This window comes from Butyricimonas sp. BSD2780061689_150309_C8 (genome assembly GCF_015560935.1).
In the GTDB taxonomy this organism is placed as follows: domain Bacteria; phylum Bacteroidota; class Bacteroidia; order Bacteroidales; family Marinifilaceae; genus Butyricimonas; species Butyricimonas paravirosa.
In genome coordinates this window covers 393,754-415,859 of sequence record NZ_JADMSV010000001.1, presented here as the reverse complement: position 1 = coordinate 415,859, position 22,106 = coordinate 393,754, and the positions used below count along the sequence as shown (strand labels likewise).

The 22,106-nt window shown below is 43.2% G+C and carries 19 protein-coding genes; 8 read left to right on the top strand and 11 right to left on the bottom strand.

What is annotated here, in order from left to right:
- Positions 1-19 precede the first annotated feature (19 nt).
- From I2I33_RS01605 to I2I33_RS01595, 3 genes are all read right to left on the bottom strand, one after another.
- A complete protein-coding gene (locus I2I33_RS01605; RefSeq protein ID WP_087419200.1) occupies positions 20-1,135 on the bottom strand; it encodes a FecR family protein in 1,116 nt (371 codons plus the stop codon).
- 69 nt (positions 1,136-1,204) lie between these two features.
- Entirely contained in the window at positions 1,205-1,783 is a 579-nt protein-coding gene (locus I2I33_RS01600; RefSeq protein ID WP_087419199.1) for an RNA polymerase sigma factor, read from the bottom strand.
- 86 nt (positions 1,784-1,869) lie between these two features.
- The gene (locus tag I2I33_RS01595) at positions 1,870-3,441 is read right to left on the bottom strand and encodes an ArnT family glycosyltransferase (RefSeq protein ID WP_087419198.1); all 1,572 of its coding nucleotides are present in this window, start codon (positions 3,439-3,441) and stop codon (positions 1,870-1,872) included.
- 176 nt (positions 3,442-3,617) lie between these two features.
- Between I2I33_RS01595 and I2I33_RS01590 the strand changes: the two genes are divergently transcribed.
- The 8 genes from I2I33_RS01590 to I2I33_RS01555 all read left to right on the top strand — a co-directional run bounded on the left by I2I33_RS01590 (position 3,618) and on the right by I2I33_RS01555 (position 15,540).
- Positions 3,618-5,255, top strand: a complete 1,638-nt coding sequence (locus I2I33_RS01590; RefSeq protein WP_087419197.1) for an ArnT family glycosyltransferase — start codon at positions 3,618-3,620, stop codon at positions 5,253-5,255.
- Between the two features lie 228 nt (positions 5,256-5,483).
- Positions 5,484-6,395, top strand: coding sequence for a fimbrillin family protein (locus I2I33_RS01585; protein WP_162613668.1), 912 nt, complete (start codon positions 5,484-5,486; stop codon positions 6,393-6,395).
- A 15-nt stretch (positions 6,396-6,410) separates the two neighbouring features.
- Positions 6,411-9,863 (top strand): fimbrillin family protein, encoded by a 3,453-nt coding sequence (locus tag I2I33_RS01580; protein ID WP_087419195.1) that lies wholly within the window; start codon positions 6,411-6,413, stop codon positions 9,861-9,863.
- A gap of 24 nt (positions 9,864-9,887) precedes the next feature.
- Positions 9,888-10,775, top strand: coding sequence for a fimbrillin family protein (locus I2I33_RS01575; RefSeq protein ID WP_087419194.1), 888 nt, complete (start codon positions 9,888-9,890; stop codon positions 10,773-10,775).
- Between the two features lie 193 nt (positions 10,776-10,968).
- A complete protein-coding gene (locus I2I33_RS01570) occupies positions 10,969-11,196 on the top strand; it encodes a MarR family transcriptional regulator (protein WP_140402540.1) in 228 nt (75 codons plus the stop codon).
- 12 nt (positions 11,197-11,208) lie between these two features.
- Positions 11,209-12,978 carry a WG repeat-containing protein gene (locus I2I33_RS01565; RefSeq protein ID WP_087419193.1) on the top strand — a complete coding sequence of 590 codons (1,770 nt, stop codon included), beginning with the start codon at positions 11,209-11,211 and terminating at the stop codon, positions 12,976-12,978.
- Complete coding sequence (locus tag I2I33_RS01560; RefSeq protein WP_140402523.1) at positions 12,978-13,925, top strand: hypothetical protein; 948 nt, start codon at positions 12,978-12,980, stop codon at positions 13,923-13,925. Before I2I33_RS01565 ends, I2I33_RS01560 begins: the two co-directional genes overlap by 1 nt.
- Positions 13,926-13,929: 4 nt before the next feature.
- The gene (locus tag I2I33_RS01555; protein WP_087419191.1) at positions 13,930-15,540 is read left to right on the top strand and encodes a leucine-rich repeat protein; all 1,611 of its coding nucleotides are present in this window, start codon (positions 13,930-13,932) and stop codon (positions 15,538-15,540) included.
- A gap of 5 nt (positions 15,541-15,545) precedes the next feature.
- Here the strand turns inward: I2I33_RS01555 and I2I33_RS01550 are convergent, their stop codons facing one another.
- From I2I33_RS01550 to I2I33_RS01515, 8 genes are all read right to left on the bottom strand, one after another.
- Entirely contained in the window at positions 15,546-16,682 is a 1,137-nt protein-coding gene (locus I2I33_RS01550) for a serine/threonine protein kinase (RefSeq protein WP_087419190.1), read from the bottom strand.
- Positions 16,672-17,250: a hypothetical protein gene (locus tag I2I33_RS01545; protein ID WP_087419189.1), complete on the bottom strand. Its 579-nt coding sequence runs from the start codon at positions 17,248-17,250 to the stop codon at positions 16,672-16,674. Before I2I33_RS01545 ends, I2I33_RS01550 begins: the two co-directional genes overlap by 11 nt.
- 62 nt (positions 17,251-17,312) lie before the next feature.
- Positions 17,313-17,990: an HAD family hydrolase gene (locus I2I33_RS01540; RefSeq protein WP_087419188.1), complete on the bottom strand. Its 678-nt coding sequence runs from the start codon at positions 17,988-17,990 to the stop codon at positions 17,313-17,315.
- 76 nt (positions 17,991-18,066) lie between these two features.
- Positions 18,067-18,885: a translation elongation factor Ts gene (tsf, locus tag I2I33_RS01535; protein ID WP_087419187.1), complete on the bottom strand. Its 819-nt coding sequence runs from the start codon at positions 18,883-18,885 to the stop codon at positions 18,067-18,069.
- Positions 18,886-18,967: 82 nt separating this feature from the next.
- Positions 18,968-19,750 carry a 30S ribosomal protein S2 gene (gene rpsB / locus I2I33_RS01530; RefSeq protein WP_087419186.1) on the bottom strand — a complete coding sequence of 261 codons (783 nt, stop codon included), beginning with the start codon at positions 19,748-19,750 and terminating at the stop codon, positions 18,968-18,970.
- 93 nt (positions 19,751-19,843) lie between these two features.
- On the bottom strand, positions 19,844-20,230 hold the full coding sequence (gene rpsI, locus I2I33_RS01525; protein WP_027200745.1) for a 30S ribosomal protein S9: 387 nt from the start codon (positions 20,228-20,230) through the stop codon (positions 19,844-19,846).
- A gap of 6 nt (positions 20,231-20,236) precedes the next feature.
- Complete coding sequence (gene rplM / locus I2I33_RS01520; protein WP_027200744.1) at positions 20,237-20,692, bottom strand: 50S ribosomal protein L13; 456 nt, start codon at positions 20,690-20,692, stop codon at positions 20,237-20,239.
- Positions 20,693-21,299: 607 nt separating this feature from the next.
- Positions 21,300-22,106 carry a DUF4249 family protein gene (locus I2I33_RS01515; protein ID WP_087419185.1) on the bottom strand — a complete coding sequence of 269 codons (807 nt, stop codon included), beginning with the start codon at positions 22,104-22,106 and terminating at the stop codon, positions 21,300-21,302.

The following is a 22,106-nucleotide window of genomic DNA, read 5'->3' as shown; positions in this document are numbered from 1 at the left end:
CGTACTAAAATCTTTGTTTTTATTGTCTTTTTACATGTATAGTAGAGTCTTGTTGTATAAAATCGATTTTTCCTGTAGCTTTTAATATTCCTAAAATAACATTACCGTTATCGTATTTTTTCATCTTTCCGGAGAAGATTAAGTCTTTTAATCTTTCTTCTTCGTACACGAATTTAACATCATACCAACGGGACAATTGTTTCAGGACCGTCTCCAAGCGAGTAGACTTGAAAATTAATCGTCCCTCTCTCCATGCCGTGAAGAGTTCCGTGTCTACCGTTTCAACTTGTGTTTCTCGTGTTGCTTTGTTGTAAGTGGCCTGTTCCCCGGGGTGTAGAATGGTCTTGTCGGATGATAATTGCACGGCACCTTCGACTAGAGTTGTTATAATTTCATGCTCGTCGGAATAATTCTGGATATTAAACTGAGTACCTAACACCGTTAAATCCAAATCCTTATTCCGAACGATAAATGGTTTTGTTTTATCTTTTCTGACATCGAAATAAGCCTCTCCGGAAACCAATTCGACTTGTCGCTTGTCCCCGGTAAAAACACGGGGGAATTTTAATTCTGTCTCTGAATTCATCCAGACACGTGTTCCGTCAGCTAACACAAGTTCGAACTCACCTCCTTTGGGTACATAAATTCGCAGGATTTCAGATGTTTCAAGCTGTTTTTTATGACGGGTACTATCTTTTATCGAATAGCATTGACCCGGCAGGGATATACGTACTTCCTGTTCGTTTTGTAGGATAGCCTTGGGAGAAATGGGTTCTAAGAATAACTCGACAATTTCGATCTTTTCTTCCGGCTTATCGGGGTATAGGAAATACACGCTGACACAGATAAAGCAAATGAATACGGCTGCATACCGTAAAAAATTGGTATATAACATTTTGCTTTTTCGGTAAGTCTTTTGTGAAATCTTTGTCCAAGCTCTTTGCTGGTTGAATAATAAAAATACCTCTTGTTCCGAGCGAATTCGTTCGTGATCCATGATTGTCCGGTACAAATCATCGTGATGTTTGTCCTCTTTCAACCAACGGGATAACTCCTCTTGCTGGTCGGGACTTGCCTCCCCCGTGTAAGCTAGGAAAAGCAAATGGGCGATATGTTCACAATCTTTAGGTGTCATTGTTATCTCTTTTATAGTATAACAATCGACTCCTTCTAACGTACTATGCGGGATTTATTTTTTTGAAAATTATTTTGCACCAAGTGATATGAAAATGTAAAACAGGATTGTAAGATATTCATCCTTATATAGTTCCTTGAGAATTTTAAATCCTTTGACCTTCTGATTTTTTACCGTATTAATGGAAATGTTGAGGGCTTTGGCGATTTCGTCATTTTTCATTCCGGAAACAGACATATCGATAATTTTGCGGCATTCTGTGGGCAAGGACTCCAACCAGTGGTTTAATTTCTGGTCGAATTCGGCCATAATGATATAATCATCGTAAACGGCTTCATCTGTTTGGGCAACAAATTCTTTCAGTTTTGCTGCTTTCATTTGTTCATGTTTGGCATGATTCAGGCAAGCGTTACGTGCGGAAACAAAAAGAAAAGAACTGATTTTTTCGATACAATCAAATTTTTCCCGTCTGTTCCATAAAGCTACGAAAATGTCCTGCACAATATCGTCAACAGCATAAGGCGTGCGGATAAAATGGTAGGTATAGGAACACAAAATCTTATAATAGCGATCGAATATGACTTTGAAAGCCATAGGATCCCCTTCATTGAAAGATTTAATTAATGTTGTGTCCTTGATTGTTACCATGGGACAAATATAGGAAAAAATGTTTCACCTCTTAATCGTATTTTTCAAGATATAGGGATAAAGTATGTAAATGGATAGAAATACTTCTAAGGTTGATCATATAAAGACGATGTATTTAAAGTAGGGTGGATAAGATAAAAGTTTCCGATCTTCTCGTGATGGGTTTGTTGAATCCAGTTGGCGAGTGCCGGGGAACGCGTAACGTTCTTTTCTTTGACGAAAATCATGCAGTCGCCTTTCTGGTAGATATTAAATAAAGAATCCTCATTCGTGACCTTTATGGCCTCTTCCTTTAAATAAACGTCCATGTTTTCCCCGCTGCGGAATTTGTAATAGTAATAATGATCGATATCCTCTTCCTCGCATATATGATATGCTTCTTTCGCCATAGCGGTAAAACCGATGTATGGATTAATCCGGGGTAAGGCAAAGGCTCCCGTGAACAGGGTGGCTAGGATTCCCAGTGCGGCACAATTGATGGCCCGGTACATTTGTTTGCGATATAGTAAATAACAGGCTGTTAAACTGAAGATAAACAATGTTATGATGGCGACATAAATAAATGGCGAGTCGGGAACATTAAATTTGTTGTGGATGAAAAATGCCACGATGGGAGCGATGGTAAGGGCTATCACGGGAATATATACGGAAAATGCGATCCATTTCTCCTTGATTTTTGGAAGCAACAGGATCGTCAAGTACGTGAAGAACGGGAACAGGGGTAACATATAAATGTCCAGTTTTCCGCTGAACAAGGAAAGAATGACGAAAGTCGAGACGATTGCCGAGAGGAAAAGTTTTTCTTTATCTGTCGTGAGTAGTTTCTTTTTTATCGCGATAACGATTGTCGTGATGTACAGGATAGACCAGGGGGCCACGGAGTACCAGAACGTCACCCCGTAATACCAGAATGCTTTTTTGTGATCGAACGAATCAATCGCCCGGTTTATGGTTTGATGGAAAAGAAGATTATTCAGGTAAGTTGATCCGCCTTCGAGATAAATACCGAGAAACCATATGGCACAGAATCCCGATAAAATACCCCATTCCCGCCAGCCGAAATGCCGGCAGAAGGAACGGATGTCTCTTTTCACCAGTAGAAAGACGAGCATGGTTATCAAGGGAACGATAAACCCGATGGGCCCTTTCGAAAAGATGGCCATGAAAATATAGAAAGGCAGCAAGAAACGGTCTCTCGGTTGTCCCTTGCCCGAATAGCGTTTATAAAACGTGTACAGGGCAAGAAGAATAAACATACACATCAGCATATCCATGCGCAGGACAAGGCCCGAACCGATAAAAAATGCGCTTGTGAAGAGCATCAGCGAACCGTTCCATCTCAAGGATGTGGTGGTTTCTTCTTCAACCCATTTATTCATGATATAGACAGAAATCAGGGCGGGAATAATAGAAAAAAGTGAAAGACCAAACATATTATATTCTCCCCAGATCCATTTGCTCAACATGAGTAACCAGAAATAAAGGGGCGGTTTATCCGCATAAAGTTCTCCTTGATGGTAGAAAGTAAAGAAATGCCCGTCTCGCAGGGTCTCATCAACGATGCTGAGGTATTTCAGTTCGTTGTTTGGAGTGAAATCCCGTAGGATCAACACGGGAATCACCAAAATAAGCAATATAAAATATCGTTCAATTTTCATGATTATAGTATGTAAATCCTTTTCGCGCAAAAACACGTCCAAAATGTATACCAAAAATGTTTCTTTTTTGTTACATCCGGAGAAAAAATTCTTCCTGCATTATTTGAAGGATATGCTCTTGAAAATAGTTTTATTATTATAAATTTGCACTCTAATCTAAACGTGTACATAAGATTATGCAGAAAAACTATATTCATTATCTTTTTATTCTTATCGTTTGTTGGTTCGCCTTTTTCGTGAATAATGGTTCTGTTTATGAGGATATTATGGAGTCCCGTAATTTGGTCACGGCGCATGAAATGATTGAATATGACAACTGGTTGGTGCCTACCATGAACGGGGAATTGCGTTTGGAGAAACCGCCTCTTCCGACGTGGGTAGCCGCGGGAATCGAATATTTGCAACCGGATAATATATCTTTGCAGCGTGCTGCCGCTGGGATTATGGCCACACTGATGGCTTTTTTCCTCTATTTCTTTGCTTCGGCTTTAAGTGGCAACAGGTTATTGGGATTGCTTTCTGCTCTGGTAATGGCGACCAGCTTTAATGTCATTATGGCAGGGCGAGTGGCAACATGGGATATTTATTGCCATAGTTTTATGCTGGGAGCAATATTTTTCTTCTATAAAGGGATAAAGAGCGTACGAACGAGTTGGGCTAATTTTGTTTGGGCCGGGATATTCTTGGGCTTGTCTTTCTTGGGTAAAGGGCCTGTGGCATTCTATGCGTTATTATTTCCTTTCTTGATCTCTTATATATGGATCTATCGTCCTTCTCTCAAGAGAAAAGGCTGGCCTATCGTGGTCATGTTGCTGTTATTTATAGTAATCAGCTTCTGGTGGCCGCTTTATCTGTATGTGTTCCATCGGGATACAGCCTTGTTCGTGCTGGCGAAAGAATCAACGGCTTGGATCGAGAGAAATGTACGTCCTTGGTATTACTACTGGTTGTTCTTTGCCGAGTCGGGAATCTGGGCTTTGTTCCTCTTGACCGGGTTATGCTGGCCGTGGTTAAAGAAGAAAATCAAAATGCGTAAGGAGTACACGTTTGCCGTTTTGTGGACTGTGGTTACTTTAGTGTTACTTTCTCTTTTCCCGGAGAAAAAAACTCGGTACTTGTTGCCGTTACTGATTCCGGCCGCGATGGTTGTGGCACATTATATCGTTTATATATTCACCGCCGCGAAGGAAAAAACGCTCACGACGAGTGATCGTGTCGTATTTCGTGTGAATGCTTTTATCCCGGCATTGATCGCTTTAGGAATGCCGGTTGCCGTCTATCTTCTATTTTACCGGGAAGGAGAAGTCGGGTTGACCCTTTTGATTATTGTTTCGATCCTGTTTCTTGTTGCCGCCTATTCAATTTTCGCGGGTGGGGTGAGGATAAAATCCATGAAAGTATTCACGGGAGTCGTGCTATTATTGATCCTTGTGGAAACCCTGTTGATGTCTCGTGTTGCCAATATGTTCAATAACACGGAGATCAAGAGTATCAAGGCCGTCCGTCAGATTGAAGAGTTACAACACGTACCTTTCTATTACCCGGCGGATGAGGAATTGAGAATCGAGCTGGTATATGAGGCTGGTCGCCGCATATTGCCTTGGGATTATAAAAATGATACAACGCTTTTGAATTCCTTACCTGTCGTGTTGGTTTCCGGCAAACCTGCAACGGAAGTTTTGCCTGTGGGAATACAGGAGAAAGTAAATCTTCGTTTGATAGATGTCTACGACAATAATAATCGTCCGAAATCAGATAAAAAACGTTATTCTCCTAAATTTGTTCGTTACGTGACTATATTGGAGAAAAAATAGAATAAAAGAGTATTTTAAATAACTACCCCGCCAACTCCCCCTTACATAGGGGGAGTTGGTAGGGGTAGCTTGTAGATACTGGATAAGACTTTTGGGACAGCCCCTGCTTTTGTATGGGAATGTTAAGGGAAAGTTGTTTTTCTGCAAATGAACCATTATGAACTTGATTTTTGAATGATATGCCCCTACCTTTGTATAAAAATTACAAGTTTTATTAAAATGAACATCATGTCAGGTAGAAAGAAGATCGAGTTTATACTAATAGCTTTGCTATATGCATGTTCTGGAGGATCCGGTAGTGGGGATCCGGAGCCAACGCCAGAACCGACACCGGAGCCGGTACGGAAAGAAATTAAAATGCTTTTTGGCGTACAGGATATTGCAAGGGCAACAGATGCCACTTTCGAAGCTGGTGACAAGATTGGATTGTATGTTGTGAATTATGACGGGCAACAAGCTGGTGATTTGCAAAATACAGGGAATCACGTGAACAATATGCGTTTTGTTTACAATTCTTCTTGGACACCGGATCAGACCATATATTGGAAAGATGATGAAACGAAAGCGGATTTTTACGCCTATTACCCTTATTCTGCATCGGCAAACGTGTCTGGCCATGTTTTTAACGTGAAAGCGGATCAGGCATCCGTGGATAACTACAAAGCAAGTGATTTCCTTCTGGGAAAGACACCGGGAGTGAGTCCGACGGAACAGGCCGTTAATATCACGTTGAATCATGTTTTTAGTTGTGCACAGGTAAAGGTGGAGCCGGGAAATGGTTTCACGCAAGCGGCATTGGATGAGGCTGTAATACAGGTAAAGTTTAATCATATCCGGCTTGCGGCATCCATCAATCTGGCTACAGGAGAAGTTGAGGCTGTAAATGAAGAGCAAAGCATTATTTTGGGAAAGAATGACGGGTTGTACAGGGCGCTTATTGTGCCACAAAGTATTAGCGAAACTGACTTATTGGTGGTTAACGTGAATGGAAAAGATTACACGTTGAAAAAAGGACATACTTTTGAGAAAAATAAAAGATATACTTTTACCGTGAAGGTGAATAAAACGAGTAATGGTATTAACGTCAATATCGGCCAATGGGACGATGATGGGGTGGATTATGGTGGGGTGGCAGAATAATCTAAAACAATATTTATGAGAAAAATAATTCTTCTGGTTGCAATGGCGTTATCGTGTGTGTGTTGGGCATGTTACGATAACGAAATAGCGGGTCCTGATGCCGGTCAGGCCTGCTTAATTTCACTTTCCGGGGAGATTGATCAAGTGACTTTATCCCGGGTAAATGATGGTGGTTTTTGTCATAATGATGTGATGGGAGTTTATATCGTGGACTACGAGGGAGGCTCTCCCGGGACTTTGTTGGATGAAGGGAACCGGGCAACAAATCTTCAATTCACGTTTGATGAAGTCAATTATAAATGGAATTCGGCATACGATGTGTTCTGGAAGGATAGTAAGACTCCCATTGACGTGTATGGGTATTATCCGGCAGGAACTCCGGAAAGCGTGAATGCCTATGCCTTTGAAGTTCGAAAGGACCAGTCCAAGTTATCCGAGAACGGGGAGATGGGCGGATATGAGGCGAGTGATTTTCTTTGGGGGAAGGCGGAGAATGTGGCTCCGTTGACACCCGTCGTGCGGCTCTCGTTCCGTCATAAAATGAGTAATGCCCGGGTGACATTGCAGGAGGGAACGGGTTTTAGTGAAGGGGAATGGACTAAGTTGGAAAAACAAGTGCTGGTCACGAACACGAAACGTGGGGCGCGGGTCGATTTGGCCACGGGTATTGTAACCGTTACAGGCGAAGTGGCGACAACAGGGACGATCCCTTATAAGCATGGGGATGAATTTCGGGCGATCGTCGTGCCGCAGGAGGTGGCTACCGGAGTGAAATTATTTAGTATAACTGTTGATGGGGTTGCGTACTCGTTCTCAAAGAATGAAACGTTTACTTACGTGCCTTCTAAAATGCATAATTTCACGATTCGGGTAGATAAAAAAGCCAATGAGGGGAAATATGAGTTTGTATTGGTCAGTGAATCTATTACGGCTTGGGAAGATGATCAGGCATCACATGATGCGACGGCTAGGGAGTATATCGTGATTGAGTCCGAGGCAGGTAAATTGAAGGAGTGTATCACGGCTGCCAAAAAAGATTTTAGGAATTTGCAGAATTTGAAAATAACGGGTGAGATTAATGCTTTGGATTTTTATTTCATGAGGGATTCAATGGATCGGTTGCAGGCATTGAATTTGAAGGAAGTGAAGATAAAGAGAAATTCGGAAGATTTGGATGACGAAATTCCTGTTGAGGCAATGGCAAATAAATATTCATTGCTTAGACTTGTGTTACCAGATCAATTATTAAAAATAAAGCGATCGGCTTTTATCGGATGTAAAAATTTGACAGGTTCATTAATCATTCCAGAGGGTGTAACATATATTGGAGCAAGTGCTTTTGATAAGTGTCGAGCTTTAACCGGCACTTTGGTTTTACCCACCACGTTAGAATATATTGATGGAGGAGATTTTGCCGGAAATATGGGAGCATTTGGGGGATGTGGATTTACGTGTGAATTGAAACTTCCTGAAAAATTAAAACATCTTGGGGAGTGGAGTTTCCGGGAATGTAACGGGCTTTATGGGACTTTGACATTACCAGATAAATTGGAATTTATCGGATTGGGAGCTTTTCACGAATGTAAGAATTTATCCGGGTCAGTAAAAATCCCACAAAAAGTTGTTGATATAGCTAGCGGGGCATTTAATGGTTGTGTCGGATTAAATGGAACACTGGAATTACATGATGGAATAGCATCTATTGGTGAAAATGCATTTAAAGGAACTTCTTTAAAAGGAGAATTACATTTGCCCAAGAATTTGATCGCTTTAGGAGAGAGTGCATTTGATGGTTGTGATTTCTCAGGGACATTGGTTTTGCCTGAGGGATTGGCTTCTATCGGAGATAATGCTTTTGCGGGGAACTGGCGTTTAATGGGAACATTGGAATTTCCGGAAGGAGTATTAAGTATCGGGGCCGGTGCTTTTGCAAATTGTCGGAACATCGAGGGACTTGTTTTCCCGGAGAGCTTGGAAACGATTCGCTATGAATCTACATGGGGTGATAATGGTGGGGCTTTTGCAAATTGTTACGGCATAGGAAGCATCGTTTGTAAGGGAACTATTCCACCATACGTTCAAGTAGGAGCATTCAACGGGGTCCCGAAAGATAACTTCACTCTTGAGGTGCCGGAGACTGTTGTAGAGCAATACCAAACGGCCGTTGGTTGGAATGAATTCAAGCGAATTTCTGCCCATCGGGAACTGGTTTGCCGTCCGTCGCTGGCCACGGCAATCAATACGAAGTGTACCCGTCGTTTGGTCTTGAATGCGGAAGGAGATTGGGAAGTGGAAAGTAAACCGGATTGGTGTTCTTTGTCACAGATGTCCGGCTCGCAGAAAACGGAATTAACGCTTACTATTAGCGAAATGCCCCAAGAAGCTGAACCGAGGGAAGGGGAGATCGTGTTTAAACTGAAGGATAAGGATTATACGACTCGTTGTTCCGTGACACAATATGATTACGAGTACGATGAAGATGAAATTATAACCTTACAATCCCACACGAAAGGAAATGGTGTAAATCTCGTCTTTTTGGGTGATGGATTTGATGCGAAAGAAATTTCCAAGGGGGATTATTTGAAAGTGATGAAAGAACAGGTAGAACGTTTCTTTGATATAGAACCTTATCGCACGTACCGGGATTATTTTGATATATACACGGCTATTGCCGTTTCCCCGGAAAGTGGAGTCGGAACAATCAACACAATTCGTTACACCAAATTTGAGACCACGTACACGGGAGGCGTCGGTTTACGGTGTGATTACGATGCGGCCTTTGCTTATGCGTTAAGAATGCCCACGGTGAATGAAGGTAATTTGAATCAGTCGCTCGTGATTATAACTCCGAATTCCACGGACTATGGCGGAATATGCCAGATGTGGGCTGATGGTTCGGCTATTGCATTCTGCCCGTTGAGTACCTATGGCTATCCCTTGGATTCTCGCGGTGTCATCCAGCATGAGGCCGGAGGACACGGATTCGGGAAACTGGGTGACGAGTATATTTATCACAACGAGTTCATTGATTTTTGCTCTTGTACTTGTTGCGGGCATGTGGATGCCTTCAATTGGGCAAAATCATTAGGATGGTACGAAAATCTTTCTCTTACCGGGAAGATGCACGAAGTGCCTTGGGCGCATTTTATATTTGATGATCGGTATAGCGATGTGGTGGACATTTACGAGGGAGGATTCATGCACTCGCGTGGTGTTTTTCGGTCGGAACAGAACAGTTGTATGAATAACGACATCCCGTATCATAGTGCTATTAGCCGGGAGGCCATCGTGAAACGTATCATGCTTTACGCCGGAGAAACATATTCCTTCGATGAGTTTGTGAAGAATGATAAGCGGGGTTCGGATAATTTATCACGTTCCACCCGGGACATGGACTTTGGTACAAAGGCACGTGGAAATCAATATCCACCCGTGATTCACAAGGGACGTCCTTCAATTTTGAAATGATGGTTTGACTAAATTCGAGAAGATATGAAATACATAAAAATAACTTGCTGTGTAATTCTTTTATACATTCTACTGATTCCGTGCGGGTGTAGTGAGACCGATCAAGTGCAAGAATCGGATGAAATGTTGATCACGTTTGATATGCAACATCCGGCGTTGGCAAGGGCCACGACGAGTGCTTTTGAAAAACAGGATCAGATTGGAGTATACATGACCGGACACGGGATTCCTTTAGAGGTTGCCGGAAATTTTCTGAATAATGAGCTACTGACCTTTGACGGGACAAAGTGGAATCCCGCCAGAAAGTTATATTGGGATGAGGGTTCGTTTGATGTTTTCGCTTATTACCCGTACATCCCCTCTCCTTCGGGAGTGGACGATCTGCCCTTTTCCGTGGCATTGGACCAGTCGGCTACTTCAACCGATTCCGGATTGGATGGCTACGAGGCGAGTGATTTTCTTTGGGCCACGGATCAGAACGTCACGGCAAGCGATTCTCCGGTCTCCTTGTCATTCAAGCACCGGATGAGTAAAATGGTTGTGCGTCTGATGAAAGGTAAAGATTATGATGGTGATATTCCGGAAGATGCCGAGGTGTATATCCATAACACGGTACCTTCTGCCACGATCGACTTGAGCGTGGGAATTGTTACCCGGAACACTCACGGAACAGCACAGACGATTAAGGCGAAAAAAGTTAACAAGACACAATATACGGCCATTGTGGTACCCCAACGATTAACCAATCAAGTTCCTTTGGTTGAAGTGGTGATGAAAGGAGTGTCCTATATGGTGGAAAGCAAGTTTGTCTTTAAACCCGGTATCCAGCATATGTTATCCGTCACGATCTCGAAGAATCCGGAACAGGTGAAAATCGAAATCGGTGGAGAAATCGAGGATTGGGAAGATTAGATTGGCTATTTTTCTTACTTTTGTAAGATAATTAACTGGCAAAAGAGATGGATAGCAAGGAATTACAACAGATAGTAGCATGTGGGGAAACGAGTACGGTCCAATTTAAGGAACATTTTTCTAATCAAGACAGTATTGCCGCTGAAAGTTGCGTTTGTGATGATCCTATAATAATGAAGGAGCAAATGATCACATAAATGATCATATAAACGTTGATGAGGGAATAAATGAGGGAATAAATGAGGTTGAGGCTTTGATTCTTGCTTTTTTAGAGAAAAATCCAGGTGCTAAAGGCGGCGAAATTACCCAATTCCTTCAAAAAGGGACTTCCACGATGGAACGTTATTTGAAATCATTGAAAGAGAAAGGATTAATTGAATATAGAGGTTCACGTAAAACGGGAGGATATTTCAAAAAATAGGAACGTGTGTTTATGAGAAATATTATTTTTCTATTTGCACTAATATACGTGTGCGTCTCCTGTGAGAAAAAGCGGGTGGAAATAAATGGTTTTCCCGTGAAAATTCTTCATGGAGACTCTTCTTTCGGGATCATTACGCCCGATGGGAACGTGCTGATAGATTCTTTATTTTCTGATAAGCCTTCCACAGTTGTAAATCAAGTGTGCGTTCTTCCCTGTGGGAATGAAATGTTCCGGTTGTGTGATATTTCAAAAGTTCCGATGGCAACAAGTTCCCGGCGTTTTATCCAAGTGGGAAACTTTATAGAGGACGTAACCATTGCCCAAGAAGAAAAGGAAGGTCCTTTCATTTTAATCAATAAATCGAGTGAGAACATTGCGGTAATAGATTCCTACCGGGGAGTACCCGTTCGGGTGATGCATAATTTTAGAGATGGCCTTGCTCTGGCTTATACCGGAAATCAAAAATATGGCTACGTGAATACCCGTGGCGAATGGGTTATTGCCCCTGAGTATGATTTTGCCTGTGATTTTTCCGAGGGGATGGCCTTGGTCGGGATGGCAGACAGGGAGGGGCGAATCGCCTACGAGGTCATCGACAAGGAGGGACAGAACGTTTTTCCCGTGATGTTAACGAATTGTCGCTTACAGGGGGTATTTTCTTGCGGTTTACTCGTGTACAAAGATTTGCGGCAACACTATTGTGCTTGTTTGGATAAGAAAGGGAAAACCGTGTTGTATCTTCCCGCCGAGATACAGGAAATGACTGAATTCCGTCACGACGTGGCATTCTGTTTAACTCGAAATGGAATCGGGGTGGTTGATAAGGCCGGGAAAATGATCGTTCCTGCCGACTATGATGATGGAGAATTTATAAATCCGGAACGACTGGCATTAAAGAGTAAAGAGAAATGGGCCCTGTTTGATTTTAAAGGGAACCGTGTGACTCCCTTTATCTATGATAAAATATATTCGTGGAGTCACGCGAACTGTGTTTTTGTTCATCAAGACAGCGTGGATCTCTTGATTGACGAGACTGGAAAGACCGTCAGCACGGCATATCCTTTTGAACTGGACTGGCAATCTTTGGAAACAACTTCTCCCGTTGTACAGTTTTTTTATCGTTACCCGCTCCCGGAGACGGTCGAAGTGCCGGAACCGGAAAACACGATACTGCCAGCGAAGAAACTTTCTTTGCCCCGGAAAGAAAGAATTCAGGCAATAGATACTGCCAGCCCGTTTTATCAAGAGGCGCAAAAGGTCCTGAAAAACGGATTCTCGGAGACGGATTCGGAAAATCGGAGAGTGATCTTAAACTACATGGAGCATTTCCGGATGTCGTACGAGACGAAAGATATTGATTTCTTGGAGCAACTTTTTAGCGAGAAAGCGTTAATCATTGTTGGTACCGTGGTGAAACAACTGCCACAGGAAGGCCACTATCTTCCAGCCGATCAGATCCGGTACAATATAAAAACGAAACAACAATATCTGGATCGTTTACGCCGGATATTCAAGGCAAATAAGAAAATAGAGATTCGTTATTCTGATTTTCTGATCCGGAGGCATCCCACCCGACCGGGAATTTATGGCGTTTCCGTTCGTCAGGCTTACTCTTCGGACTTGTACTCGGACGAGGGGTATTTATTCCTGTTATGGGATTTTTCTGACGAGACGGCACCTAAAATTCACGTGCGTACGTGGCAGCCCCGGAGAATAGATGATCAGACGTTGTTGCCGGAACGGGATATTATTCACTTGGGAAGTTTTAATTTTGAATGATGAAAAAAATCTTATGCACGATCATACTCTTATGGCTACTTGTGCCGGGATGGGCTCAAGAGTTTAAGGTCGCCTCGTTTCGGTTGTTGCCCAACGATATAACGGCTTGGGTGAATCCCGTGAGAGACTTGAATGACGAGGCGTGTGCGTTAATCAAAGTGGTCGGGAATCGTGATTTCGCCTTTTCTACTCCTTTGGGAATCGTGCAGCGTAAGAATGAAGTGGGTGAAATCTGGTTGTACGTGCCAAATGGAACTCGGAAAATAACGATAAAGCATCCTCGATGGGGTGTTTTGCGGGACTATAAATTTCCCGTTACCCTTGAATCGAGATTAACCTACGAGTTGGTGATAGAAGAACCGCTTTTGAAGGTCGAGGAAGAATACCCGAAAGTACGGAAAGTTCACCGGCCGTTACCGAACACCTCGCTGGACGAAAGCTTACAAGCCATGCCAACGGGTAAATTGAAATCCCAAAAACCTGCTTTTACAAGTTTGTTCACGATAGGATGGGATCACGAACGTCCCGCTTTCGGGGTCATGCTGGCGTGCATGAAAAAACATGGGTTATACGTGCATGGGCAGGCTGATCTCAAGTCTTTGTCCGTGGATGGGGAATGTCGGAAGGACGGGAGCATACCTTCTACCGGGGATACGCCTTATTACACGGGTTCCGAGAAGTATTCCCGGTATGCGTTTCTGGCCGGGGGAATTCACTCGATTGCGTCGTTATGCTATATATACGAGGGATTGGGCTATGGGAAACGGCAAGTGGTGTGGGAAACCATCGAGGGATTGAAACTGAGAAATAAAGATTATTCCTACAAGGGGATTACTGCGGAACTTGGTTTGCTTGTCAAGGTTCGCAAAATGGCCTTTACGCTTGGAGTGATCACGATAAAGGGGGAGTACTGGGAACCCACGGTTGGAGTCGGAATAAATTTTTAGGGATATGTACAAATGGATCATTGCGTGCTGTTTACTATTACTTGCTTGTAAAAAGGAAGAGGAACCTTCTGTGCTGGCTCCCTGTATCTCTTTAAATGAGGTGACAGAGATTACTCGTAACACGGCGAGAATCTCTGCGGAGATTGAATTGCGGGGAGAGGGAACGGTTACCTCGTGTAAATTCCTGTACGGGACATCCGAGGATATGGCGGAAGCGTTTCAACAGGAGGCTGAAGGGGTAGAGGGAAACGTGGAGACTTGCCTCACGGGTTTACAAGCCGGGACATCGTATTATTATTGCTTGGAAATATCAAATGGTCATAGCGTCGTGCGAAGTGATATTGGACATTTTCAGACCTTACCCAACACGTTACCCGTTCTGGGCGATCTGGTCATGATATACAAGGGGCCTTTTAGCGCGGCATTCCAATGTATCTTGGTGGATGATGGCGGGGAAGCCTTGACGTCTCTGGCGTTTACGTACCGGGAGAAGGGTACGGAAACCGGGAAATTGGTTGAGGTACCATTGGGTGATGAGGGTATTTTCACGGGAAAACTGCAAGGGTTGGAGATGGGAACCACTTATATCGTGAGTGCATACGCCGTGAATTCGATCGGGGAAACTTACTCTACGCCCGTGGAATTTACGACTAGCGAGGCCGTTTACAATTCTGTTCCCGGTATGTTGCCGGAAATCATGGGAGATCAAAAGTACAACCTTGCCTCCTTAACCCTTTCCGGTTTCTTGAACGGAACGGATATTCGTTTGTTACGTGAAATGTTGGGATGGGATATTGAGGGGCATGAAACGCCGGGCCAATTAGTGGAGATGGATCTCTCCGAGGCAAAGATCGTGGAGGGTGGAAGTAGCTATTACGGGTCCCGATATACTCGTCGGGACACGTTGGACTACGGGATGTTTCTTCGATGCAGTCAATTGCAGCGAATCGTCTTGCCTCACAGCTTGAAAGTGATCGAGAAAGATGCATTCAAAGGATGTTCCGGTTTGATCTCTTTGACAATACCCGATAGTCTAGTCGTTTACCAAACTTCAAGTGGTTGCAGTGCTTTGCAGGAATTGTCTGTTTCTCCTTTGAATACCACCTTTTCAAGTATTGATGGCGTGTTATATAATAAAGATGCGAGTATCTTGATCCATTACCCGGAAGGAAAAACGGCCGAGGAATTCACGTTCCCCTCTTCCGTTCGAAAGATCGGGGTGGCGGCTTTCCAGAATTGTTTGTTGGATTCCATCATTATCCCCGTCTCGGTGGAGGAACTGGGCGAACAGGTATTCCGGGGTTCGAGATTAAAAAAGATCGTTATTTCCGATGGAGTTTATACTATTCCGGAGGCAGCCTTTAAAGAGTGTACCGAATTGAAAGAACTGGTGTTGGGAAAAGAGATTTCGGCATTGTTTGACTATTGTCTTGATGGTTGTAATTTGCAGGAGCTTTACCTGATGGCAACTTACCCGCCTGTTTGTTACTCGTCGACGTTTACCGGGGCAGGGGATATTTTCAATGTATGTACTCTTTACGTGCCTTCCGGGCGTAAACCGATTTACCGGCAGGCGAAAGGATGGGGAAACTTCCTGCGGATTAATGAACAGTGATGGCTTTATTGGACCTCTTTTCGGATGGCTTCAAAGATTTGTCCGATTTCAGATTCTAATTCATTCACTTGATGTTTGAACAAACGGGACTCTTGCTGTGTGGCGTCCGCGAATTCTGTTTTTATGATTTGCTTGAGTGCCTTTTGCGTGTTTGTGCTATCTTGCACAAGGGATCGTTCGTTCTTTTTGTAAGCAATCACGTGTCTATTCAAATTATTCTTTTCCTGTAAGAGGAATTTTTGGCAGGTCGGTGCGATCACCGAATTGCTGTACACCCGGTTTATGCTACTTTTATCCGGTTGGGACGACAAGTTCTTCAAGTAAAAGGTTGTCAGGAACGAGAGTACCGCGACCGCAGAAATATAAAGAATGCTCTTGCTATGTCTTCTAACATTGAGCGCTTCCAGCACTTCTTGGGCGGAATGAAATCTCTTGTCAGGATTTTTCTGTGTACATTTCTGTGCGATTCGAACCAATCTTCGATCCTTTATCACGCTTGTGATGTCTTGGATGATAACTCCCAGCGAGTAAATATCCGTGCGGCAATCAAGCGATGCGTGAGGAAGTAATTGCTCCGGGGCGAGATATTTTTTTGTTCCGGCAGGAATTTTCAGCGTGTCATAATCATCCCGATCCGAGAGGCCGAAGTCGATTAATTTGACGTTATTCCCGTTGTGGGTAATGATGATATTCTCCGGCTTTAAGTCTTTATGAACAAGTTGCTTGCTATGAATATAGTGTAACGCTTCACAAAGTTCCCGGATAAACTTGTACGCGAGAGGTTGCGTTAATTTCCCTTGAATCATAAACTCTTTCAAGGAAATCCCGTCAATGTATTCCATCACGATACACAGCCCCAACTCGTCCTGTTGTTCCCAGTCGATCGTCTGGCGAATATTCGGGTGGTCCAACTGGTAGCCGATATTGAATTCCTTATGTAATAACTGTTTGTAGAACTCTTCTTGTTTAAATGGGGGTTGTAGGCTTTTGAGGATATGTAATTTTCCGTACCGTCGACACAGATGCAGGCAACTATAACCCGATTCCGAACGATAGAATTCGGAAATATTGCTGAACATACTCTCTTGACTTGGAATATCTTCTCCCACGAATCCCGATGACAATGAATCCTTATTTGGCATGGATGCGATTAATTAAAGTCAATCCCCCGTTACGCCCTGCGATAAATGGCGGCGTTTTCTGGTTGTCTCTTAAAACATAGCCGAGGGATAACGGTTGTCCCATCAAAAAGCTGACAGCCTCGAAACGATCTCCTTGCACGAGCTTGGAGTGCTGGGCCTCTACCACTTCAAACCATGAATCCCCTTGGTATTGCAGGTGAAGGTAGCGATTGGGCGACCATCCGATTTCAATTTCTTCTCCTGCCGAGAGATTTCTGGTTTGAATCTGTTTCGTGACAAAGAAGGATGAATTGCATAGACTGTTGTCTTTCAGGTAAGCGCAGAACTCGTTGAAGTTGAAAAAGCCGATGTATTGTGCGAGAGAATCAAGTGTCTGATTCCTCGGTTTGTGCTTGTCTTTGACATAGCCCCACAACCGCTTTAGGGTCGAAGTGGATATGGATACATCGAGTTGAAGCTTTAAGTGAAGAGAAAATACATCAAAATCAGTGGTTGTCCTTAAATTTTGAGAGTACTTCTTTTCAACGGCTTTTAATAATTCTTGTATTTCCGGCTTAAATGTATTCATCAATAAAAATTATTAATCGAGTAAACAAATATAGTACAATAACTCGATCTGTACAAGACTGTTTATTGATTATGTAGGCGGTTTTTGGGTAATAACGCCTGTTTTAATTCCTCTACCGATGCGACGATCCGTTTGGCTCCGGCTTGGGTTAATTCTTCCCAATCCCCGTAACCGTATAAAACCCCGATACAGTCAATTCCGGTCTTCCGGGCCCCGATGATGTCGTGCTTCCGATCCCCCACCATGACCACCTTGCTCAAGTCCCGGATGTCATTATTTTCCAGCACGTGACGGATCACCTCGTCTTTGTGAGACAACGAGCCGTCAAGCCCGCTTCCCCCGACGAATTTGAAGTAATCGCTCAAGTGGAAATGATCAAGTATCTTTTCGGCGTAATAAGCCGGTTTTCCGGTAGCGAGCATCACTTGTTTTCCGGCCTCGTTTAATTCTTGCAGAAGGCGTTCCATGCCGGGATAAACGGCGTTTTCGTATATGCCCGTGTCGGCGAATCTTTCCCGGTATTTCCGGATGCCTTCCTCGGCCTGGTCCGCGCTGAAATGGCAGAATTCCATCAAGGATTCTTTCAACGGGGGACCCACGAATTTACGTAGTCCGTTTAAGTCATTCACTTCTATTCCGAAGTGTTTCAAGGCGTACCGGATTGATTTGGTGATTCCTTCCATGGAATCGGTGACCGTACCGTCGAGGTCTAAAAGAATGTAGGTGTATTCTTGCTGCATATAGTGGGTGTGAGTGGATAAAAAAACAGGCCTATTACTAAGCCTGTTTCTATATTTCAAAGATTTGTTTCCTGTATTAGGCGTTCAACGTGAAACGTAAGAAAGCGGTAACAGTTAAATCTTTATCTACGCTTTTCAAGTACTCTTTTACAGACATTTTACCGTCTTGCTCGAAAACTTGGTTTAACAAGGTAGACTCTTGGAAGAATTTGTTCAAGCGACCTTGAGCAATTTTATCCAGCATGTTTTCCGGTTTACCTTCTTCACGAGCTTTTTCGCGACCGATCTCGAATTCGTGATCGATAACGTTTTGAGGAATACCGTCTTTATCCACGGCAACAGGAGCCATGGCTGCCACTTGCATGGCGATATTTTTCTTCACTTGGGTGTCAGCTGCTTTGTTGAAACCAACAACGGTTGCCAACATGTTTCCCGGGTGAATGTAGATCACGCAATCTTCTGCTTTTACAGAGCCGTAATAGCTTAATTCCAGTTTCTCGCCGATAACACCGGTTTGTTCTGAAATCTGGTCAGCGATACTTCTACCGTCCAGTTGGATAGCCAACAAATCTTCGGTAGTTGCAGGCATATTAGCTAAAGCGGCGTCAAGAATTTTGGTCGTGAAAGCAATGAATCCCTCGTTTTTAGCCACGAAGTCAGTTTCGCAGTTTAAGGAAACCATAACTGCATTCTTTCCATCGGTTTTGGCTAAAACGCATCCTTCTTTTGCTTCTCTGTCTGCACGTTTGCTTGCAACAACAAGACCTTTCTTACGGATGATATCAACGGCTTTGTCGAAATCTCCCTCAGCTTCTTGTAATGCATGTTTGCAGTCCATCATTCCGGCGTTTGTTGCTTTACGCAACTTCATCACGTCTGCTGCTTTTATTTCCATATTCTTTAAACCTCCATGTTAATTCAATTTCAGAAGTTAGATCATTCAATCTAAAATCTGAAATCTAAAGTCAAAAATTAATCTATTCTTCAGAAGCGGTTTCGCTTACTTCAGCTACTTCATCCTGAGCCTCAACTTTCTCGGCACCTTTCTTGTCTCCTTCTTTCTCTCTTTCGGCTTTTCTTTCCGTCAGACCCTCTTTGATGGCTCCGGCTACCTTGTCGATAATTAAAGAAATAGAAGTTGATGCGTCGTCGTTAGCCGGGATTACGAAGTCAATTCCTTCCGGGTTTGAGTTCGTGTCCACGATAGCGAATACTGGAATTCCCAACGTGTTAGCTTCTTTTACAGCGATGTACTCCTTCATCACGTCAACCACGAAAAGAGCTGCCGGAAGACGAGTCAGGTCAGCGATGCTACCCAAGTTCTTTTCCAATTTTGCTCTTTGACGAGAGATCTGAAGTTTTTCCCGTTTTGAAAGGTGAGAGAAAGTACCGTCTTTTTCCATCTTGTCGATGGTGGTCATTTTCTTCACGGCTTTACGAATTGTCGGGAAGTTGGTCAACATACCACCCGGCCATCTTTCAGTCACGAACGGCATATTGATATTAGAAATTTTTTCAGCAACAATGTCCTTAGCCTGTTTCTTTGTTGCAACAAACAGAATTCTTCTACCTGATTTAGCGATCTGTTTCAAAGCTGCACTTGCCTTGTCCAACATGATGGCTGTTTTGTTCAGGTCAATAATGTGGATATCATTACGCTCCATGAAAATATACGGAGCCATTTTAGGATTCCATTTACGGGTAAGGTGTCCAAAGTGACAACCTGCATTTAATAATTCGTCGAAATTTGTATTTGACATTTTGTGTCTCCTTTAAAGTTTACTTTCTTAAATTTAATCAATTGTCGGGTAGTTCTCCACAGAAGTCCCGCCAATTTAGATACTAAACTCCTATTAACGTTTAGAGAATTGGAATCTCTTACGAGCGCCAGGACGTCCCGGTTTCTTACGTTCCACTTCACGCGGATCTCTGGTCATGAATCCTGCTGCTCTTAGTTTTGATTTATCCTCTGCGTTTACTTTCACCAATGCTCTGGCAATTCCCAAACGTAAAGCTTCAGCTTGTCCGTTGAAACCTCCACCTACAAGGTTTACCTTGATGTCATATTGTCCCAACACACCTAATAGTTCAAGCGGTTGTTTTACAATATATTGGAGGGTAGGCAATGTGAAATATTCTTCCAGGCTTTTCTTGTTGATCGTAATATTGCCTTTTCCTTCGTTAAGATAAACGCGGGCTACCGCTGTTTTTCTTCTACCTACTGCATTTACTACTTCCATACCTTGTTATTTAAGTGCGTTTATATCAATTACTTTAGGCTGTTGTGATTCGTGGTTATGCTCCGGTCCTACGAACAGGTGCATGTTCTTGAATACAGCTCTTCCAAGGCGATTTTTAGGAAGCATACCTCTAACAGCATGTTCCAGAATTCTTTCCGGGAATCTTTTCATTTCTTCTGCCGGGGTAGAAATCCGTTGACCTCCAGGATACTGGGTGTGTCTACGATACTGTTTGTCTGTTAATTTGTTACCTGTGAAGATAACTTTTTCTACGTTGATAATGATTACATTGTCTCCACAATCCACGTGGGGAGTGTAACTGGGTTTGTACTTGCCTCTCAATAGTTTCGCAACTTTAGCGGCAAGACGTCCCACAACTTGATTCTCTGCGTCAATCAAAACCCATTCTTTCTGTGCAGTGGCTTTGTTGACATAAGTTGTTTTGTAACTAATCTGATCCACTTTTTTTTTAATTAAAAATTAAACTTCTGTTTGTATTTCTTCGTGGGGACTCTGGGCATTCTATCCGGTTGAAAATAACGAGGTTTATCGGGCAAACTGATATGATTTTCAACGGAGACAGGTGCATTGTAAAGAGCATGGCTAAGGTATCCCTTACAATTTAGCGAGTACTCCACTCCAAAATGAGGGGCAAAATTACACATTAATACGTGAATTCCAAAACATTCCGCGAAAAGATTTGTTCCAGAGCATTTTGATTGACTTCGGAATTATTTATTTGGGAGTAAATGGTCGGGGGGTATTTTTTGTTCGTATGGGGGGACGTACCCTATTTATGCCGACGTGCTAAGGTAATAGTCGGATAATCAATTAATTCTAGCTGATTTGTTCCGGATCACTTTCGTGTAAAGCGCTATTAGAACGCTATTAAAGCTCTATTAAAGCGCTATACTAAGAATAGCGTTTTATAAGGATTTTAAAAATATACTTTAAATAGTTTTTCCGCATTTTGTCCTGAAGTGATCATGGTTTGATAATCAAATGATTACTTAAATCAGCTTCACATCCGGACTTATCGGGTTTAAAGAGTCTTGTGAGGTGGGATATGTTATTGAAAACTTTCGTGGGATACGAATTTGTAATCTTCCGTGTAACAGGTGAATATCCCTAGCGCACCCTGTATGTTTCCGATAAGCGGGACGGGAGAAGTGATGCTGCCTTGGTTGGCGCTGTTAGCCTCGTAGAGAGAAACTTGATAGTTGTAACAATCTTCGGTAATACGTAAAAGAAGAATGACGACGGCTTCTGCCTCTTCGATTTCTTGGCATTTGATGGTGCGTTCGATCGTGACACCCCCGGTATGGCGGGATAGGTCGAGATAGCTTGTTTCTTTTTTCAGCAGGTTGTCATCCCCGGCTCCTTCTTTTCTTGCCTGCACGCTATATATATAGTAATTTTGCATGGGATTGAGGGAGGTTGGGAAGCTGATCGTGACGGAGTTCGTCACCTTGGAAACGGAATAGGAAGAGATAGCGATGGGGTCCGGTATGGCGGTTTTGGCCGTGATGTGTTCTTTTTCAGGCGTGTAGATGCTCAGGTAAAGCGAGTCTAGCCCGAATTGATTGAACTTGGTGTCGTGCCTGAAATTTCCGAGGAATGAGGGGCTGAACGTGGGGATAAGTTTGATGATGGAGTCAGCCTTTATGGAAACATCCAGATCGATAGGGTCGCTCAGGTCGATGATCTCGTGGATTGGGGAGACTTTGGCCGCGTTCAACGTGTAAAATTCACCCGGTTTGCAGTAGCATTCAATGAAATAACCGGAGATCTCACCCATGTCTTTCATGGGAAGTTCCTCTTCCGGCATGCAGGAGAGGAGCGAGAGAAATAGGAGGGTTAAAATTCCATTTTTCAT

Excerpts from the sequence above, each read along its gene's own strand:
- I2I33_RS01565 (WP_087419193.1), top strand. The coding sequence starts at position 11,209 with ATGAGAAATATTATTTTTCTATTTGCACTAATATACGTGTGCGTCTCC.
- rpsB (WP_087419186.1), bottom strand. The coding sequence starts at position 19,750 with ATGTCAAATACAAATTTCGACGAATTATTAAATGCAGGTTGTCACTTT.
- I2I33_RS01580 (WP_087419195.1), top strand. The coding sequence starts at position 6,411 with ATGAGAAAAATAATTCTTCTGGTTGCAATGGCGTTATCGTGTGTGTGT.
- tsf (WP_087419187.1), bottom strand. The coding sequence starts at position 18,885 with ATGGAAATAAAAGCAGCAGACGTGATGAAGTTGCGTAAAGCAACAAAC.
- I2I33_RS01590 (WP_087419197.1), top strand. The coding sequence starts at position 3,618 with ATGCAGAAAAACTATATTCATTATCTTTTTATTCTTATCGTTTGTTGG.
- I2I33_RS01600 (WP_087419199.1), bottom strand. The coding sequence starts at position 1,783 with ATGGTAACAATCAAGGACACAACATTAATTAAATCTTTCAATGAAGGG.
- I2I33_RS01555 (WP_087419191.1), top strand. The coding sequence starts at position 13,930 with ATGTACAAATGGATCATTGCGTGCTGTTTACTATTACTTGCTTGTAAA.
- I2I33_RS01545 (WP_087419189.1), bottom strand. The coding sequence starts at position 17,250 with ATGAATACATTTAAGCCGGAAATACAAGAATTATTAAAAGCCGTTGAA.
- rpsI (WP_027200745.1), bottom strand. The coding sequence starts at position 20,230 with ATGGAAGTAGTAAATGCAGTAGGTAGAAGAAAAACAGCGGTAGCCCGC.
- I2I33_RS01595 (WP_087419198.1), bottom strand. The coding sequence starts at position 3,441 with ATGAAAATTGAACGATATTTTATATTGCTTATTTTGGTGATTCCCGTG.
- I2I33_RS01560 (WP_140402523.1), top strand. The coding sequence starts at position 12,978 with ATGAAAAAAATCTTATGCACGATCATACTCTTATGGCTACTTGTGCCG.
- I2I33_RS01550 (WP_087419190.1), bottom strand. The coding sequence starts at position 16,682 with ATGCCAAATAAGGATTCATTGTCATCGGGATTCGTGGGAGAAGATATT.
- I2I33_RS01585 (WP_162613668.1), top strand. The coding sequence starts at position 5,484 with ATGTCAGGTAGAAAGAAGATCGAGTTTATACTAATAGCTTTGCTATAT.
- I2I33_RS01575 (WP_087419194.1), top strand. The coding sequence starts at position 9,888 with ATGAAATACATAAAAATAACTTGCTGTGTAATTCTTTTATACATTCTA.
- I2I33_RS01515 (WP_087419185.1), bottom strand. The coding sequence starts at position 22,106 with ATGAAAAATGGAATTTTAACCCTCCTATTTCTCTCGCTCCTCTCCTGC.
- I2I33_RS01540 (WP_087419188.1), bottom strand. The coding sequence starts at position 17,990 with ATGCAGCAAGAATACACCTACATTCTTTTAGACCTCGACGGTACGGTC.
- I2I33_RS01605 (WP_087419200.1), bottom strand. The coding sequence starts at position 1,135 with ATGACACCTAAAGATTGTGAACATATCGCCCATTTGCTTTTCCTAGCT.